The 17,224-nt window shown below is 65.6% G+C and carries 17 protein-coding genes and 1 pseudogene; 10 read left to right on the top strand and 8 right to left on the bottom strand.

What is annotated here, in order from left to right:
• Positions 1–109 precede the first annotated feature (109 nt).
• The 3 genes from AAHM40_RS21510 to AAHM40_RS21500 all read right to left on the bottom strand — a co-directional run bounded on the left by AAHM40_RS21510 (position 110) and on the right by AAHM40_RS21500 (position 2,849).
• Positions 110–454 carry a cupin domain-containing protein gene (locus AAHM40_RS21510; protein ID WP_342246462.1) on the bottom strand — a complete coding sequence of 115 codons (345 nt, stop codon included), beginning with the start codon at positions 452–454 and terminating at the stop codon, positions 110–112.
• 75 nt (positions 455–529) lie between these two features.
• Entirely contained in the window at positions 530–1,936 is a 1,407-nt protein-coding gene (locus AAHM40_RS21505) for an NAD(P)/FAD-dependent oxidoreductase (RefSeq protein WP_342246461.1), read from the bottom strand.
• Positions 1,937–2,072: 136 nt separating this feature from the next.
• Positions 2,073–2,849, bottom strand: coding sequence for a helix-turn-helix domain-containing protein (locus tag AAHM40_RS21500; protein WP_446731601.1), 777 nt, complete (start codon positions 2,847–2,849; stop codon positions 2,073–2,075).
• 128 nt (positions 2,850–2,977) lie between these two features.
• On the opposite strand from AAHM40_RS21500, the pseudogene AAHM40_RS21495 reads away from it, so the two are divergent.
• Positions 2,978–3,097: pseudogene (locus AAHM40_RS21495) on the top strand (helix-turn-helix transcriptional regulator); the annotation flags it as partial.
• Positions 3,098–3,105: 8 nt separating this feature from the next.
• Here the strand turns inward: AAHM40_RS21495 and AAHM40_RS21490 are convergent.
• Entirely contained in the window at positions 3,106–3,909 is an 804-nt protein-coding gene (locus AAHM40_RS21490) for a SirB1 family protein (RefSeq protein WP_342246459.1), read from the bottom strand.
• Positions 3,910–4,071: 162 nt separating this feature from the next.
• Between AAHM40_RS21490 and AAHM40_RS21485 the strand changes: the two genes are divergently transcribed.
• From AAHM40_RS21485 to AAHM40_RS21470, 4 genes are all read left to right on the top strand, one after another.
• Entirely contained in the window at positions 4,072–5,091 is a 1,020-nt protein-coding gene (locus AAHM40_RS21485; protein ID WP_342246458.1) for a Leu/Phe/Val dehydrogenase, read from the top strand.
• A 92-nt stretch (positions 5,092–5,183) separates the two neighbouring features.
• Positions 5,184–6,278, top strand: coding sequence for a pyruvate dehydrogenase (acetyl-transferring) E1 component subunit alpha (gene pdhA / locus AAHM40_RS21480; protein WP_342246457.1), 1,095 nt, complete (start codon positions 5,184–5,186; stop codon positions 6,276–6,278).
• Positions 6,271–7,272, top strand: coding sequence for an alpha-ketoacid dehydrogenase subunit beta (locus AAHM40_RS21475; RefSeq protein ID WP_342246456.1), 1,002 nt, complete (start codon positions 6,271–6,273; stop codon positions 7,270–7,272). The genes pdhA and AAHM40_RS21475 overlap by 8 nt, the downstream gene beginning before the upstream one ends.
• Positions 7,273–7,287: 15 nt before the next feature.
• Positions 7,288–8,394 carry a dihydrolipoamide acetyltransferase family protein gene (locus AAHM40_RS21470; RefSeq protein WP_342246455.1) on the top strand — a complete coding sequence of 369 codons (1,107 nt, stop codon included), beginning with the start codon at positions 7,288–7,290 and terminating at the stop codon, positions 8,392–8,394.
• A 120-nt stretch (positions 8,395–8,514) separates the two neighbouring features.
• On the opposite strand, the gene AAHM40_RS21465 is transcribed toward AAHM40_RS21470, so the two are convergent.
• Together AAHM40_RS21465 and AAHM40_RS21460 are read right to left on the bottom strand one after the other, a co-directional pair.
• On the bottom strand, positions 8,515–9,381 hold the full coding sequence (locus tag AAHM40_RS21465; RefSeq protein WP_342246454.1) for a DMT family transporter: 867 nt from the start codon (positions 9,379–9,381) through the stop codon (positions 8,515–8,517).
• A gap of 369 nt (positions 9,382–9,750) precedes the next feature.
• On the bottom strand, positions 9,751–10,008 hold the full coding sequence (locus tag AAHM40_RS21460) for a YebG family protein (protein WP_103103046.1): 258 nt from the start codon (positions 10,006–10,008) through the stop codon (positions 9,751–9,753).
• Between the two features lie 294 nt (positions 10,009–10,302).
• Between AAHM40_RS21460 and AAHM40_RS21455 the strand changes: the two genes are divergently transcribed.
• On the top strand, positions 10,303–10,794 hold the full coding sequence (locus AAHM40_RS21455; protein ID WP_137821764.1) for a phosphate-starvation-inducible protein PsiE: 492 nt from the start codon (positions 10,303–10,305) through the stop codon (positions 10,792–10,794).
• A gap of 22 nt (positions 10,795–10,816) precedes the next feature.
• Here AAHM40_RS21455 and AAHM40_RS21450 read toward each other — a convergent pair whose 3' ends face one another.
• Positions 10,817–11,128, bottom strand: coding sequence for a DUF3509 domain-containing protein (locus AAHM40_RS21450; RefSeq protein ID WP_342246453.1), 312 nt, complete (start codon positions 11,126–11,128; stop codon positions 10,817–10,819).
• Between the two features lie 258 nt (positions 11,129–11,386).
• Between AAHM40_RS21450 and AAHM40_RS21445 the strand changes: the two genes are divergently transcribed.
• The 4 genes from AAHM40_RS21445 to AAHM40_RS21430 all read left to right on the top strand — a co-directional run bounded on the left by AAHM40_RS21445 (position 11,387) and on the right by AAHM40_RS21430 (position 14,123).
• Positions 11,387–11,683, top strand: coding sequence for a DUF3649 domain-containing protein (locus AAHM40_RS21445; protein ID WP_342246452.1), 297 nt, complete (start codon positions 11,387–11,389; stop codon positions 11,681–11,683).
• Positions 11,680–13,203: a PepSY-associated TM helix domain-containing protein gene (locus AAHM40_RS21440; protein ID WP_342246451.1), complete on the top strand. Its 1,524-nt coding sequence runs from the start codon at positions 11,680–11,682 to the stop codon at positions 13,201–13,203. The genes AAHM40_RS21445 and AAHM40_RS21440 overlap by 4 nt, the downstream gene beginning before the upstream one ends.
• The gene (locus AAHM40_RS21435; protein WP_342246450.1) at positions 13,203–13,526 is read left to right on the top strand and encodes a DUF3325 domain-containing protein; all 324 of its coding nucleotides are present in this window, start codon (positions 13,203–13,205) and stop codon (positions 13,524–13,526) included. Before AAHM40_RS21440 ends, AAHM40_RS21435 begins: the two co-directional genes overlap by 1 nt.
• An 87-nt stretch (positions 13,527–13,613) precedes the next feature.
• The gene (locus AAHM40_RS21430; RefSeq protein WP_342246449.1) at positions 13,614–14,123 is read left to right on the top strand and encodes a DUF3016 domain-containing protein; all 510 of its coding nucleotides are present in this window, start codon (positions 13,614–13,616) and stop codon (positions 14,121–14,123) included.
• Between the two features lie 437 nt (positions 14,124–14,560).
• On the opposite strand, the gene AAHM40_RS21425 is transcribed toward AAHM40_RS21430, so the two are convergent.
• Positions 14,561–17,098 (bottom strand): TonB-dependent receptor, encoded by a 2,538-nt coding sequence (locus tag AAHM40_RS21425; protein ID WP_342246448.1) that lies wholly within the window; start codon positions 17,096–17,098, stop codon positions 14,561–14,563.
• Between the last annotated feature and the right edge of the window lie 126 nt (positions 17,099–17,224).

The raw sequence follows: 17,224 nt of genomic DNA, 5'->3' as shown, positions 1-17,224 counted from the left end.
CAAGCCAGCTCCTACAAGGCTCTTGGCCGGATGGGAAATCTCTCGCAACAGCTAACGCAGACATAGCCATTGAATTCGCCCCTACTGCGCGTGAAGGGGCGGAATTCCGTCAGCGCGAAATGATCACGTACGTCTTGCGCAGGGTCTCCTTCACATCCCAGATGCCGAGGCTGTTGGCCGGCAGCAGCAGGGCGTCGCCGGCGTTGATCTCGATGGGCTCGCCGCCATCGGGGGTGAAGGTGCAACGGCCATGGGTGAAGTGGCAGAACTCCTGCTCGACAATCTGCCGGCGGAAGCGGCCGGGGCTGCATTCCCAGACGCCGGTTTCCACGCCGTCGGTGCGCTCCACCGAGTGCACACGGGTATGCGGCACCGGCTCGCCGACGGGCACGGCTACCGGGCTTGGTTCGGACAGGGGCAAGTCGTGGGTGTTCTTCAGCAAAGTGGCTTTCATGTTGTTGGCTCCGCAAATGCCTGGGTATAGGAGCGAGCTCTGCTCGCGAATGGGTGCAATCGGATTTCGCGCGGCTCAGCGCATCAGGCCTTCCATCAGGTTGGCCAGCTTCTGCGCCATGGCGCGGCGCCAGGGCGCACTGTGGGGATTGGCCAGCACCCGGTCTTCGTGGACGAAGCTGCGGATGATCGCGTTGTAGCCGAGCCAGCGGCAGGGCTCGGGCTCCCAGGCGCTCAAGCGGTCCAGCGGACCATCGCCCAGCACCCAGGGCTGACGGGTGAGCAGGGTTTCCTTGCCGAGAATCAGGTCGGCCAGGGTGCGCCCGCCCAGGTTGCTGGCGCCAACACCTTCGCCGCCGTAACCGCCGGAGAGGGCGATGCCGTTGTTGCGGTCCACCAGCATGTGCGGATGGAAGCGCCGCGCCATGCCCAGGTTGCCGCCCCAGCTGTGGGTGATGCGCACGTTGCGCAGCTGCGGGAAGAGCTCGCCAAGCAGGTAGCGGCGCAGGTCGACCTCGTCAACGCTGAGCTGGAAGTCCTCCCGTAGCCGACCGCCGAAGCGGTAGCCGCCGCGCGCGCCAAAGGCCAGGCGGTTGTCGGCGGTGCGTTGTGCATACGTGACCTGGCGGCTGCTCTCGCTGAACGCCTGGCCATGCTCCAGGCCGATTTCCGCCCACTGGGCGTCGCTCAGCGGTTCGGTGGCGATCAACAGGCTCTGCACCGGTAACTGGTACTTGCCAAGCGGCGGCAGGCTGGCGGCATAGCCTTCGATGGCGGGCACCACCCAATGGGCCTTGATCTCGCCCTGGGGGGTGCGTACCAGACCCGGCTGCCAATGGGTGGCGGGGCTCTGCTCGAACAGCTGCACACCCATGCGTTCCACCGCTTCTGCCAGGCCGCGCACCAGGCGCGCCGGCTGGATGGTGGCGCAGTGCGGGGTATGGATGCCGCCGTAGGGATTGGCCACACGCAACTGGCCGTTCAGTTCCTCGGGGCTCAGCCAGCGGTAGTCGGCTTCGCTCAGGCCCTCGGCATGCAGGTCCGCCAACTGCTCGCGCAGGCGCTTCTCCTGCTCCGGGTAGCGGGCGGCGCAGTAGAGGATGCCGGCCTTGCGGTAGTGGCAGTCGATCCCCTCACGCTCGAGCACCTCGGCCACTTCATCGGGAATGCCATGGAGCAGGTCGAAGGAGGCCTTGCGCACCTCGACGGGCAGCGATGCCAGGGCGCGGTCCTCGCCCAGCAGGTTGCCCATCAGCCAGCCACCGTTGCGGCCACTGGCACCGAAGCCGGCGAACTGCGCCTCGACCATGGCGATCCTCAGCTCGGGAGCCTGGCGCTTCAGGTAGTAGGCCGTCCACAGCCCGGTGTAGCCGGCGCCGATGATCGCCACATCCACCTCCAGCGAGCCGGACAGCGACGGTCGTGGCTTGAGGTCTTCATCGAGCGTGTCCATCCACAGGCTGATTTGGCGCCAGTTCTGCATAGGCAGGTCCCCGGTAAAAGGTTGTCATGACGGGCAAGGCTAGAGGGTGGCGGTGCGCTTGTCGTGTGCGCGGGCACGCTGGGAATGTGGGGCGCGTTGGTCTGGATGACGGTCGTAGGGGCGAATGAATCCGCCCCTACAGTAGCTGCTTGAGGTAGGCCTTGGGCGACAGGCCGGTGTGCTGGCGAAAGCAGCGGTAGAAGGCCGAGAGCGAGTTGAAGCCAGCGCTGAAGGCCAGTTCGTCGATGCGCACGGGCGGCACGGCGGTTTCCAGCAACTTGAGCAGGTGCTCCAGTCGCGCCTGGTTGACGTATTGGTAGAAGCTTTGCCCGAGCATCTGGTTCAGCAGGTAGGAAATCTGGTTGCGGGTGTAACCGGTGGCGCCGGCGACCTGGTGCAAGTCCAGCGCGGGATCGAGGTAGGGCTTGGAGTGCTGGAAGTATTCCTCGATATCCCGCGCCAGCATGCCCAGTTGCCGCGCCGAAAGACCCAGGCGGCTGGTTGCTGGTCGCTGCGACGGGTGCTTGCTGGTCTGCGAGGCGGGCTGCACCAGCAGGGCGTACTCGTTGATCCGCCAGATCAAGCCGTCGCGCACGGTGATGGCTTCGCTGGCGCGGAAGGTGCCGCCGCCGGCGACGCTGATGGCGTACTGGATGAAGGCGGTGTCGCCGTCGATGCGGATGCGGTCGTTGTGTTCGAGGAAGTCGTCCGGGCCAGTGGGCATGGTGGCCTGGAGGTAATCCCGCAGGTCGTCGCGGCGCATGCAGCGGTTCTGGAAGAAGTCGTTGTATTCCACCTCGGGGTGGTAGAGCGCCAATACGGCCTCGATGTCACGGGCTTTCCAGCTCAGGTGGTAACGCGTCACCACATCACGGGTGGCGGCGGTCTGCGGGTCGGGGCGGGCGTCTTGCATGGTCATGGTCGGTCAGGGTGGCGGGACCCGCTCAGGATGCCTCAGTCAGCGGCCCTGAGGTAGTGAGCGGCCGAAGTTCCATCCAAGCACGGGATGATGCGGTATGCGGGGCGTCCATCAGGGGGCGTCAGCGCCTGTTCATCTCGCTGCACACCGTGAAGACCTACGCCCGACGTATCAACGGCAAGCTGGGGGTGAAGCGGCGGACCCAGGCGGTGGCGCACGCCAAGTCATTGGGGCTGATGTAAATCCGGACTCAGTGCAGTGGTTGGACGTGCCCGAGCCGGCGCAGGCGCTGGGCCAGTTGCAGGTGTTGGGCGGGGTTGTCGCAGAGCAGCAGGGCGCGCTCCAGGTCATAGCGTTCCGCCTGGGGACAATCCAGGCGCAGGTAGATGTCGGCACGCGCCAGGTGGTCGTGCATGCTTGGCGGGCCGAGCAACAGCGCGCGCTCGGCGTCCTTCAGTGCAGCCAGGGTCTCGCCCGCCTCCAGATGCAGCATGCGCAGGTTGCGCGACAGGCGCTGGATCATTTCCTTTGCGCTGGCGGTTTGCAGGTGCGCGGCGTGGAGTTCGGCCTGGGGACCCTGCACTCGCACCAGCAGGTCACGGCAGTCACGGGCGTAGAGGCGGCGGCCACTGCACGGGTCGAGCAGGTGGTCGGCGCCCGGCACACGCAGCAGGAAGTGGCCGGGGAAACTGACGCCGGCCAGCGGAATACCCAGTCGGGCGGCAAGCTCCAAGGCGATCAGCGCCAGGGATAACGGTTGTCCGCGTCGCCGTGCCAGCACCTGGGGCAGCAGCGCCGTGTGCGGGCGCAGGGGCGTGTCGTCGTCCTCATGGAAGTCCAGCTCATTCATGCGCCGCAGCAGGGGCTGGGCCAGCTCCGCTGGCGCCAGGTTCGGCAGGCCGGCGGCCACCAGCTGGAGCAGACTGCCGAAATCCCGCAGCACCCTCTCCGGGTCGAGGCGAGGGTCATGCTCGGCGGCAATCCACAGGGCTGACTCCAGCATCGCCGGAGGGTCGCGTTCGAGGCAGGCTAGACAGCGTTGGCGCGGATCCATGGACATCTCCGAAGGGTTGATTCCTTGTAGCCAACTGGTTGATTTTCGTCCAGTAGTGGCCCCGCCGCGGTTATCTCGGCACCTCGGCTTATGCCCGGATACGAGAGGGCGGACGGCGAAGCTCGGCCTATACTGGCCCTAACGTCAGGAAGGGAGCCCGCCATGTTCGCCATGATGGAAAACGCCCGGCTGGAGGCGCTGCACCTCGCCAACGATCCTGTCACCGGACTCAAGGCCATCATCGCCATCCACAACACGCGCCTCGGTCCGGCTCTCGGCGGTTGCCGATACCTTGCCTATCCGGATGATGAAAGTGCTATCCGCGACGCCATCCGCCTCGCCCAGGGCATGAGCTACAAGGCCGCCCTGGCCGGTCTCGACCAGGGAGGTGGCAAGGCGGTGATCATCCGGTCGGCCCACGTGAATGACCGTGCTGCACTGTTCGAAGCCTTCGGGCGCATGATCGAGTCCCTGGGCGGCCGCTACATCACCGCCGTGGACAGCGGCACGTCCAGTGCCGACATGGACTGCATCGCCCAGCAGACTGGCCATGTCACCAGCACCACCGCCGCTGGCGACCCCTCGCCGCACACCGCGCTCGGGGTCTTCGCCGGTATCCGCGCCACCGCCCACGCGCGCCTCGGCAGCGATGACCTGGAAGGCCTGCGCGTTGCCGTGCAGGGCCTCGGCCACGTGGGCTATGCCCTGGCTGAACAGCTCCATGCAGTGGGCGCCGAACTGCTGGTCAGCGACCTCGACACCGGTCGCGTGCAACTGGCAATAGAGCAACTGGGCGCCCAACCGGTGGCGGCCGACTCCTTCCTCACTACGCCGTGTGACATCCTCGCGCCGTGCGGCCTCGGCGGCATTCTCAATGCCCAGACCGTGGGCCAGTTGCGTTGCGCGGCGGTGGCTGGGGCAGCCAATAACCAGCTCGCCAGCTCTGAAATCGCCGACGAGATGGAAGCGCGCGGCATCCTTTATGCGCCGGATTACGTGATCAATTCCGGCGGGCTCATCTACGTCGCCCTCAAGCACAAGGGCGCCGGTTTGCCGGCGATTACCGCGCACCTGTCGCGGATCAGCCAGCGCCTCACTGAGATCTACGCGCACGCCCAGGCCGACAAGCGATCCCCCGCACGGGTCGCCGACGCCCTGGCCGAGCGCCTGCTGTTCGGCTGAACGGCCGCCAACCAGCGGCCCGGCCCGTTAGCTCCCGGAGTCACAAGCCCCGGGCCCTGCGCAGACACCCAAAAGGTGTAAGGAGAGTTGCCATGTCCAACCGGATCGTACTGCCCTACACGCGCGTCCTCGACCCCGAGGGACGGCTGGTCGGCGAACTGCCGGCCTGGGCCGACGACTTCAACCTGCTCACCGACCTCTACCGTCGCATGGTGCTGACCCGCCTCTTCGACCAGAAGGCGGTGGCCCTGCAACGCACTGGCCGCATTGGCACCTATGCCCCGACCCTGGGTCAGGAAGCCATCGGCGTCGCCATCGGCAGCCTGATGCGTGGCGAAGACGTGCTGGTGCCCTACTACCGCGACACCGCCGTGCAACTGATGCGCGGCGTGCGCATGGAAGAAATCCTCCTCTACTGGGGCGGAGACGAACGCGGCAGCGACTTCCAGGACCCGCGCTCGAAAGAAGACTTCCCCATCTGCGTGCCCATCGCCACCCAGGCCCTGCATGCCTGCGGCGTAGCCACGGCGATCAAGATTCGTGGCCAGCACCGCGCGGTGGTGACCACCTGTGGGGATGGCGCCACCAGCAAGGGTGATTTCCTCGAAGCCCTCAACGTGGCCGGTGCCTGGCAACTGCCGGTGCTTTTCGTGGTGAACAACAACCAGTGGGCTATCTCGGTGCCCCGGCGTATCCAGAGCGGCGCGCCGACCCTGGCGCAGAAGGCCATCGGCGCCGGCTTCCATGGCGAACAGGTGGACGGCAACGACGTGCTGGCCGTCTACGACCGCGTGCAATGGGCGCTCGACCGTGCTCGCCACGGCAAGGGGCCGGTCTTGCTGGAGTGCATCAGCTACCGCCTGGGGGATCACACCACCGCCGACGATGCCACCCGCTACCGCAGCGCCGAAGAGGTCAAGGCAGCCTGGCAGGAAGAGCCGATCAAGCGTCTGCAGGCCTTCCTGGCCGGCCACCGGGTCTGGGACGAAGGCCGCGAGCAGGCGCTGATCGCCGACTGCCAGCGCCAGGTGCAGTCGGCTGTGGATAACTTCGAGACGATTGGCACCCAGCCGGTGGACTCGGTACTCGACCACGTCTACGCCCGCTGGCCAGCTGCACTGGGCGATCAGCGGGAAATGCTGATGGAACGGGTCGCCCGTCGCGAAGAAGGAGGTCGCCATGAGTAACCTCAACGCCACCACCGAAAAGCGCGCCCTGCTGGAAGCCGTGAACATGGCTCTGCACCGCGCCATGCAGGAAGACGAGAACGTCATCATCCTCGGCGAGGATGTGGGCATCAACGGCGGCGTATTCCGCGCCACCCTCGGCCTGCGCGACCGCTTCGGCTTCAAGCGGGTGATCGACACCCCGCTGGCGGAAGCCATGATCGCCGGCCTGGCGGTGGGCATGGCCGCCCAGGGCCTGAAACCGGTGATGGAAATCCAGTTCCTCGGCTTCATCTACGCCGCCATGGAACACCTGGTGTCCCACGCCAGCCGCATCCGTTGCCGCACCCGTGGCCGGCTGACCTGCCCGATGGTGCTGCGCAGCCCCATGGGCGCGGGCATCCGCGCGCCGGAGCACCACAGCGAAAGCACCGAGGCGCTGTTCGCCCACATCCCCGGCCTGCGCGTGGTCATCCCGTCTTCGCCGGCGCGAGCCTATGGCCTGCTGCTGGCGGCCATCGATGACCCGGATCCGGTGATCTTCCTCGAACCTACCCGGCTCTATCGGATGAACCCGCAACCGATCATCGACGATGGCAAGCGCCTGCCCCTGGACAGCTGCTTCACCCTGCGCGAGGGCTCGGACATCACCCTGATCAGTTGGGGCGCCAGCGTTCATGAAACCCTGCAGGCAGCCGCACGTCTGGAAGAACAGGGCGTGTCGGCCGAAGTGATAGACGTCGCCTGCATCAAGCCGCTGGACCTCGACACCCTGGAAGCCTCGGTGCGCAAGACCGGTCGCTGCGTGATCGTCCATGAGGCGCCGCGCAGCTGCGGGGTGGGCGCGGAGATCGCCGCCAGTCTCTACGAGCGCGCGCTGCTCGACCTGCAGGCGCCGATCCAGCGGGTCACCGCGCCGGACATCCCGCCGCCGCTGTATCGCCTGGAACAGCTCTATTTTCCCAGCCCCGAGGACATCCTCGCGGCCTGCGACCTGGTGCTGAACTACGCCTGAGACGAGGAGCGCACGATGAAATACTTCAAACTGCCCGACCTGGGCGAAGGCCTGCAGGAAGCGGAAATCGTCCAGTGGCACGTGAAGGCGGGGGACAACGTCAAGGCCGACCAACTGCTCGTCTCGGTGGAAACCGCCAAGGCCCTGGTGGACATTCCGGCGCCCCACGATGGTGTTGTGGCGAAGACCTTTGGCAAGGAGGGCGACATCCTCCACGTCGGCGAACCACTGCTCGGCTATGAAGGCGAGGACGCTGACGCCGGCACCGTAGTGGGTCGCCTGGAAGGCGGCGGCAATGCCCAGGCCGACCGCTTCTTCGTCGGCGCCGCGCCCTCCACCCGCGAACACCTGGCGCCGCGCGCCACCCCGGCGGTGCGCCAACTGGCCCGGCAGGTGGGTGTGGAGCTGGCAGTCCTGGCCGGCTCAGGCCCTGATGGCCTGGTCACCCGCGCCGATGTGGAGCAGGCCGCGCAAACGGCCCGTGACAGCTTCGGTGGCGAACGGTTGCGCGGCGTGCGTCGCAGCATGGCGATCAACATGGCGCGTTCCCACGCCGAAGTGGTGCCGGTGACCATCTTCGGCGATGCCGACCTGCACCGCTGGCCGGAAGCCCGCGATCCGCTGATCCGCCTGGGCAAGGCCATCGCCGCCGCCTGCGAGGTGGAGCCCATCCTCAATAGCTGGTTCGACGGCCGCGCGCTGTCCATCCGCCAGCACGACAAACTCGACCTCGGCATCGCCGTCGACACGCCGGATGGCCTCTTCGTGCCGGTGCTGCGTAACGTTGGCGGGCGCAGTGCGGACGACCTGAAGGAAGGCATGGCGCGGCTGCGGGCAGACGTGAAGGCACGTTCCATCCCGCCCCAGGAAATGATGGGCGCCACCATTACGCTGTCCAACTTCGGCACCCTGTTCGGCCGCTACGCCAACCCGGTGGTGGTGCCGCCCCAGGTGGCGATCATCGGAGCCGGCGGTATTCGCGATGAAGTGGTGGCCTGGCAGGGCAAGGTGGAGATCCACCCGGTGCTGCCGCTCTCACTGACCTTCGACCACCGGGCGGTAACCGGTGGTGAGGCGGCGCGGTTTCTCAAGGCGTTGGTGCAGGCATTGGAGCTGCCGTAGGGCAAGAGACGGGCAGGCCTGAGGCCTGCATGGCGAATGAATTCACCCCTACAGGGCTGTGCCAACGATCGGCTTAGAGTCCCCTCTCCCGTTTCCGGGAGAGGGGCTGGAGAGCGGGCCTCAGCCGCTCCGGCTGCCCACGCCGAACACCAGCACCAGTCCCGCCAGTATCCCGCCCATCCCGGCCAGGCCGAGGGGCGCCAGCGTGTTGCCGAGGAAGAGGTAGTCCATCCCCGCCGTTACTACGGGCACCAGGTAGAACAGGCTGGTGACGTTCACCAGATTACCCGCCTGCATCAGCCGATAGAGCAGCAGCTGTGCCACCACCGAGATCACCAGCGCCAGCCACAGCAAGGGAATGGCAAAGTCCAGGGTCGCCTCGAAGTGGAAGGGCTTGTAAGGCACCAGGAGCAGGCAGGCCAGCAGGCTGGCGCCGTATTGAATGGGCAACAGTTGCATAGGCGATTGCTGCAAGCCTTTCTGCAGGATGGCGCCGAAGGTCATGCTGCCCAGCGAGGCTAGGGCGTAGATCAGCCCAAGGGTGGTCACCTGCGCCTTGCCGATGCTCTGCCACACCAGCAACACCAGCCCACCAAGGGCGATGCCCAGGCCCAACAGGCGCGCCAGGGGAAAGCGTCGTTCCAGCACCACCAGCGTGAGGATCGGCTGCACCCCGAGCAGTGCGGCGAGCACGCCGGGGGTGATGCCGTTATCCAGCGCCAGCAGGTAGCAGATGGTGTAGCCGCCGATCAGCAGCAGGCCGATGCCCGCCACTTTCAAGCAGCTGCCGCGTTCCGGTAGCCCCTGGCCGCGCCAGTTGCACAGCAGCAACAGGGTGGCGAAGGCCAGGGCGAAGCGCAGGGTGAGGAAGGCGAAGGGCGAGGCGTGGTCCAGGCCCAGCCGGGCGAAGATCGCGCCACTGCTCCACAGCAGCACGAATAACGAGGTCGAGGCAGTCGCGCCCCAGACGGATTTGTCCAACGTCATGAATGTTCACCTGTCAGTGAGCAGCAACAGGCTCCGGCGTGCGCGAACACCGACCGAAAGTGGTCAGGGCCGGAGCGGTATCAGTGGCTGGTGATCAGCCGAGCAGCACGTACGGGGGCGGCGGCGGAAAGCCGGCCCGCACGGCAGGCGGCGGTGCGACAGGTGGGGACATCGGCGACAGGCGGGCGCGCACGCGGGCACCGACAGGATCGGTGGTCATCGCGGTATGGGCGCTTGCGTTGGGCATCTGGGGATCGCCGAAGGTAATGAGGCCCCGGAAAGGGACCTGGCGAAACTAGACCTTCTTCGATTTGGCGTCAATTGGGGAAACAGCACCCTCCTCTCGAACGGAGGAGGGCAGGGACGGGACTACTCGCTCGGCAGCTCCAGCTCAGCCAGTGCATCCGGCTGATTCTTGAAGGCGCGGGCGAAGGTATCGCGGTGCTTGGCCATGAAAATGCCGATGTCTTCCACCTGCTGTTCGCTCAGCGAGGGCACCGCCTTTTGCAGGACTTCGGCCAGGGACTCGGCCAGCTCGAGCATCTTGTCGTATCGATCGGCTTCGGCCTTATCCATGAACAGGCGCTCCGGATCGCGGCTGCTGCGGTACACCACTTCGACGGCCATTCATCACCCCTCACCTTTGATAATTGGGTTAAAGATACTGGATGCGCGTACAGTATTCGGAATGATGGCAAATGGAAATAGTCCGTAGGAAATTTCCACTTGCCCATCGACGCCAGCCCGCGCTGCGGATCGGCCTGGATTCCACTGGAGCCCAAGCATAGTAGCTGCCCGGGCCACGCAAGGGCTGCGACAACCTGCCTCGTGGCGCAAGGCCCGTTGCGGCCCTCATCCTGCATAACTCCCCTGTCACTTTCGCCCGGCACCATCGGGCCCGTCGTACCAAGGAGCTGTATCGTGAAGATCAACTGGGCTGAAGAGTTGCGCGAAAACGTGCATGGCCTGGCCGAATCGCTGGGCAATCTCCTCGTGGAGAGCTTCCACTATCTGGCGCTGTTCGCCATCGGCGGGATCACCGCCTGGGCCGCGGTTGTGGCGTTTCTGGGGATGGTGGAGAAGGGGCACATCACGGTCGATGACATCCTGCTGCTGTTCATCTACCTCGAGCTGGGCGCCATGGTCGGCATCTACTTCAAGACCAACCACATGCCGGTGCGCTTCCTGATCTATGTGGCGATCACTGCGCTGACCCGCCTGCTGATTTCCGATGTCTCGCATCACCACCGGCCGGATCTGGGCGTGGTGTATGTGTCTGGAGCCATTCTGCTACTGGCCCTGGCGATCCTTGTGGTGCGGTTCGCGTCTTCGCGCTTCCCTTCGGTGCAGATCGATGCCCCGCCGCGTCGGCAGCGCCTGCGTCGTCAGGTCGAGGCCGAAGGCGAGGCCTGACCCCGTGCACGGATAGCGTGCATCAGATGCGCGCTATCTGTGCGGCGTTGACCCGCCCCGTGCGCACCGGCGCCACATGGCCGCCGGTCATGCTGGTGAGCAGTTCCCCCACCTTGTGACCACTCTCGATGGCGATGCCCAAGCGGACGCTTTCGATTACCCGCTGCAGGCGTACCGGGTCATTGCGCTGAGCCGCGCTGATCATCCGCCGCGCCACCACGCCGCGTTCGTTGGTCAGGGTCAGCATGATGCTGCCGTCCGGGCTTACGAGACTGAGGTTGACCCGGTATTCGGCCTGGAAAGCGTCGGTGAGGATCTGGAATGGGTTGTACATGGCCTGTCACCTGGTTGATGGAGCGATGAGTCGATGGACGCCAGGAGATGTGCAAAGTTCGAACCGCAATGACCGACGGCCGATGCGCGCTCCGACCAGATGTCGTGGATAGTCGGATTGGGGTCGTTGTGCCTGTATCGATACAAATTCTCGGTTGCATTTAGCTGCTGGGTGTAAATAATTCTCAATGTGTTTCTGAAAACTCCTTCCATCCTGTCGGAATACTCCTTGTCAGGGGCCCTCGACCAAGGAAGCAACGTGAGCAAAGCCAAGATCTCCACGCGCTGGAACGTGACCGCGCGGGTGCTGGCGGCAATCCTCGGCGGTTATGCCGCGGCCTATGCCGCCACGGCGTTCCTGTCCGTCTATCTGCCGCTGGTGCGCAGTGACCGGGTGGTGTTCGCCAGCCTGTCCTGCTTCGCCGTCTACACCTTCGCCATCATCTATGCCTTCGCGGTGCGTTCGGCCTTGCGCGCCTGGCTGGTGCTGGCCGGGGTGACGGCACTGATGGCCCTGGCGGCCTGCCTGCCCAGCGATTTCGGAGTACGACCATGAGCCTGCGCCAATCCATGGTGGGACTGCACACCTGGGGCGGGCTTCTGCCATCCTGGCTGCTCTTCGTCATCTTCTTCGCCGGCAGCATCGCCTGCTTCGACAAGGAGCTGGAGCGCTGGATGCGCCCGGCGCTGCACGAGCCGTCCAGCCACAGCATGACCGTCGACCAGGTGCGCGAGGCCATGCTGGCCAAGGCACCGGACGCCCATGCCATCTGGATCCGCCCGCCGAGCGAGCGCGAACCTTTCTACTGGGCCGGTTACGAGCCGGCCGACGAAAGCGAGTTCGTGCGCTTCGCCCTCGACCCGGCGACCGGCGAAGCGATGCCGGAAACCGTGGGTGGGTTGTTCTTCTTCACCCTGCACTACGACCTCAACGCCGGCATGATCGGCATGTACATCGTGGCCATCGCCGCGATGTTCATGCTGGTGGCGCTGATCAGCGGCATCATCATCCATCGCCGCATCTTCAAGGACTTCTTCACCCTGCGCCCGGACGCCAACGGCCAGCGCGCCTGGCTGGACGCCCACAACCTGTTCGGGGTGGTGGGGCTGCCGTTCCACCTGCTCATCGCCTACACGGGCCTGGCGATCTTCGTCGTCTTCTACATGCCCGCCGGCATCCAGCTGGCCTACAAGGGCAACGCGGAAGCGTTCTTCAACGACACCATGGGCGCCTACCACCGCGAGGAGGTGAAGCGCCCCGCACCGCCGGCGACCTCCCTGGATGGCCTGGTGGCCGATGCCCATCGACGCTGGGGCGGTAACGAAACCGGCTGGATCAGCGTGCACCATCCGGGTGACGCCGCAGCGGTGGTGGACATCCGCCGCTACGACCGTTCCGGCATCGTCGACTTCCAGTGGACCTTGTCCTACGACGCCGCCAGCGGTGAGCTGCTCCATGAACAGAAGCCCTACAGCCCCGGCTACAAGAGCTACGCCTGGCTGGCCAACCTGCATATGGCACAGTTCGGCGGGCAGATCGTCCGTGCGCTCTACCTGCTGCTCGGCCTGATGGGCTGCGCCATGCTGGTGGCCGGCTTGCAGGTCTGGCTGCGCAAGCGCGAAGCGCGCGGCGGCTATGGCATCGGCCTGGTCCGTGCGCTCAACGGCGCGGTGGTTGGCGGTCTGCCGGTCGCCAGCCTGGGCCTGCTCTACGGCAATCGCCTGCTCCCGGCCGGCATGGCCGAGCGCGCCAGCGCGGAAACCTGGGTTTTCGTGGGTGTCTGGGTGCTGGTGGCGGTCTGGGCGGTGCTGCGCCGCAACAGTGGCAAGGTCGCCCGCGACGTGCTCGCCGTCGTGACTGTCCTGGCCCTGGGCCTGCCGCTGCTCAATGCTCTGGTCACGCCCGAAGGCAGCCTGCTGGCCACCCTGGTGCGCGGCGATTGGGATATGGCCGGTATCGATCTGGTGCTGCTGGCATCTGGCGCTCTTTGCGGCTTGCTGGCCTGGCGACGCTCGCAACCGCAGGTGGCGAAGGCGCCCCGCGTGCGCCGTCGCCTGGTGGAGGAGAGCGCTTAATGCTGGTCCTCAGTTTTGCCTTCTGCTACCTGGCCATGACCGGCCTGGCGCTGGCCATGTCGCGCCAGCACAAACTGTTTTTCAGCGGTGCCCCGAGTGAGTCGCGCGTCCGTTTGCTGCGGGTGGGGGCGGTGTTCGCCATGCTGCTTGCCCTGGCCCTGAGCATCGCCCAATTGGGCGGCGAGATCGGCAGTGTGATCTGGCTTTGCCAGTTGATGCTGGCCGGCCTGCTGCTAGTGGCGCTGCTGGCCTGGCAGACCCGCTGGGTGCTGCCGCTGGTTGGCCTGTTGCCGTTGGGGGGCGGCGTGCTGGCGCTGGTCTGAACCGTCCGACTGGAGCCGCTTCGCGTTCGCATTGACGGGCGTACACTGAGCCTGGCGGTGCCCCGCATCACCGTCAGGAGGTGTTCCATGCGACCCACGTTGCCCCTCATCGTGCTGGCCCTGTTGATCCTTTCCCCGAGTGCGTTGGCATCCACCACCGAGGTCAGCTTCACCCACCCGGAGAAGTACAGCGACGCGCGTCTGTACCGCGATTACGGCCGGGGCGCGGATGACTTCGTACTGAAGGACCTCAAGGCGCATATCGAGAAACTCGGCAAGCGCTACCTGCAGCCCGGACAGACCCTCAAGGTCGATATCCTCGACATCGACCTCGCCGGCCAGTACGAACCCTGGCGGGTGAACTTCCAGGATGTGCGCTTCATGCGTGAGGTGACCTGGCCCAGGATCAAGCTGCACTACAGCCTGGAGCAGGACGGCAAGACCCTGGTCAGCCGCGATGCCACGGTGATCGACCAGTCCTACCTGCAACACGGCAACTACTACTTCAGCAACGACCGCCTGCGTTACGAGAAAACCATGCTGGACGACTGGTTCCGCTGGAACATCGGACCGAAGGACAAGACGGTTTCCTATTGAGGGGCGGACCTGCGGCCCGCTTGGCGAATGAATTGGCTATGTCTGCGTTAAGTGTTGCTAGAACGCGCTGAGCCAAGCTAATTACCGAGTTCCGAGGATGTTTTTGGTTTCGTCCCCCCGGACGACTCCCTTTGGCAAACGCCCCAAAGGAAGCAAAGGTCTTGCCCCTGCATCCGGCCCGGCTTCGCCGGGTTCCCTTGCTCCATCATTGCTCCGGGGGCACGGCGTGAGGGGCCATCCATGGCCCCACACGCCTCTCGCGGCATCCATGCCGCTCATCCCCCTACGCAACGATTCCGCTCGGCCTACTGACGGGGCGCAGCCATTGCCCCACCGCTTCTGCAGAGACTCAGGCAACGCGTGGGCATCAGGGGGCTACTCCCTGTCAGGCGCGAGTCACCCCTCTCCCTCCGGGGGAGGGGAGGGGGAGAGGGCGGTCAGAACTCCACGCTGTAGCTCAGGCTGTAGGTACGGCCACGGCCGTGGTAATCGAACAGGTCGGCGGGGATGTTGGCGCTGTAGAACACCTGAGCGCGCTGACCCCAGACGGTGGTGTAGTCCTTGTCCAGCAGGTTCTGGATGCCGAAGTTTAGGGTGCCCACCGGCAGGACCTGGCTGCCCAGCAAGTCGAAGGTCGTGTAGCCGTCGATCTTGTGGTCGTTGCCGTCGAACTGGCCGTTGGCGAGGACATTTCCGTCGTCTGAGAGATTGAAGGTGCGCACGCCTTGCAGGCGCAGGCTGGTGTCGTCGTCACGCCAGCCGATGAAGGCGGTCAGCTTGGAGGGGCTGGCGGCGGTCACGTCCTGCTTCTGCCAGCGGTCGTCGATCTTCTGCTGCGAGCGGATTGCCAGCGCGCTGGTGCCCACCTGCCAGTTCTCGGTCAGCCAATAGTTGGCCTGACCTTCCAGACCGTAGTTGCGCTTTTTGTTGTCCAACTGCTCCACCAGCAGGGTAGTGCGGTTGTAGGTGATGCTCTTGTCGGACCAGGCATAGAAGGCTGCCAACTGGGCATCGAGGCTGCCGTCGTAGTGGCGCCAGCCGAGTTCCACCTGCTTGGTCTTGATGCCGTCGAGGGCGGAGTCCTTCACGTTCACGCCCTTCTGCAGCACCCAGCGGCCGTTGATCGGCGCGGCGGAGTAGGTGCCCTGGCCGTAGTACTTGGCCGGGTCGGGTAGCTCGAAGCCCTCGGAGTAGTTGGCCCAGACTTGCTGGGCCTTGTTCAGCTTGTAGACGGCACCGAAGTTGTAGAGGTCGACCTGGTAGTCCTTTTCCCCGCCGGAAATGGCGTCGGCGCTGGTGCCGTTGCCCTTGCTGATCTGGATCTGCTGGGCCGCCGCGACGAAGTCGCCAACGTCGTTGTTGGTGCGCTGGCGACGCACGCCACCCGACAGGGTCAGGGCGTCGGTGGCGCGCCAGCTGCCCTGGGTGAACAGCGAGTTGCTGTCGGTGTCGATGCCGGGGTAGCGGCCGACCTTGGCGTATTCGTCGGCCACCAGGCCACCGGTCTGAGCGGCGGTGTTCAGGTCGAACAGCGCCTGGTCGGAGTCGAAGCTTTCGCGCTCGATGTCGGCGCCGTAGGTCAGGGTGAAGCGCTCCCATTCCTTCACCAGAACGGCTTTCAACCCGTAGTAGTCGGTGTCCTGCTGCGAGGCGGAGTAATAGGCGCGGGCAGGGTTGATCGCGCCGGTGCCGGTGAATGCGATGCTCGGGTAGGGCTGGAAGGCCATTTCCTCGCTGCGGTAGTAGGCCTGAAGGTAGAGGTCGTGGCCGAGCGTTTCGGGGGCGTGGTAGGTGGCGTTGAACTGCTGGCGCTCGGTGCGCGGTTCGCGGTCGAAGCTGGCGCCACCTTCGATCTCGAAAGGCTCCAGGCCGCGCAGGCCACGGAAGTTGCGGCCTAGGTCGACGCCCTTGTCACCGTCGTAACCGGAGTCGTACCACTGGGCGCCCAGGCTCAGGCTGTGGCCGTTGGCGAAGGCGAAGTCGAGGCTGCCCATGACATCCACCGACTGGTTGTACTGCAGGTCGGTCTGGGTGATGTCGAGCATCACCTGGTCGCCGCTGCCATCGTAGGCGGCGCCGTTCTTCTGGTAGGCGACCGAGGCGCGGCCCTTGATCTGCTCACTGCCACCGCTGACGGATTGGGCGACGCGCCAGTCGTGGTCCTGGCTGGTCTCGAAGCCGCTGCGCAGGCCCACTTCACTGTTGAAGCGTGCCGGGCCTGACTCGCCCTTTTTGGTGACGATGTTGATGATGCCGCCGGTGGCGCCACCGCCGTAGACCGCGCTGGCGCCGGAGAGCACTTCGATGCGTTCGACGTTGAACGGGTCGATGGAGTCGAACTGGCGGCTGATGCCGCGGGAGCTGTTCAGGGAGACGCCGTCGATCATCACCAGGGCGCTGCGGCCACGCATGTTCTGGCCGTAGTTGGTGCGACCCTGTGGGCCGATGTCGAGGCCGGGGATCAACTGGCCCAGGGCTTCCTTGAAGGGTACGCCACCTTTGGTCTGCTCCTGCAGCTGAGGGGCGTCGATGATCCAGACGGTGCCAGGCAGCTCGCTGATACTGGTAGGTGCGCGGGAGCCGATCACGACCTGGCGGTCCACTTCGATGGCCGCGCCGCTGGACTGCAGGCTGTAGCCGCCATCCTGCGCCACGGCATGCAGGCCGCTACCGGCCAGCAGCTGGCGCAGGCCCTCGTCGACTCCGTACTGACCGTGCATGCCCTGGGTCTGGCGGCCCGCGGTCAGCTCGGGGCTGAAGGACAGCAGCACGCCGGCCTCGCGACCGAATTGATTGAGCGCCGACTCCAGCGGGCCTGCGGGAATGTCGAAGGCTTGGCGCTGGCTTTCGGCACTGATTTCCAGGCTGGCGGCAATGGTCGGCGCGGGCAGGACGGCTGCCAGGCCCAGGCCCAGCATCAGGGCGCGGGCAAGGGGTGTGCGGGGGAGGGTACGAAGGCGTTGCGGGGACTGCATGGCGGCGTCTCGTCGGTAAAAAGGAAGCGTCTCTGCCTGCCTTGTCACGCGAGATCGAAAAAAAGGCTCAGCTTTCGCAAAAAACGTTATGGGTGTCGTCTTGGGCTCAACGCCCTCCTGCACAGG

Origin of the sequence: Pseudomonas sp. OTU5201 (assembly GCF_038440135.1) — a bacterium.
Classification (GTDB): domain Bacteria; phylum Pseudomonadota; class Gammaproteobacteria; order Pseudomonadales; family Pseudomonadaceae; genus Metapseudomonas; species Metapseudomonas resinovorans.
The sequence above is the reverse complement of the archived record's forward strand: the minus strand, read 5'-3'. Positions and strand labels throughout refer to the sequence as shown.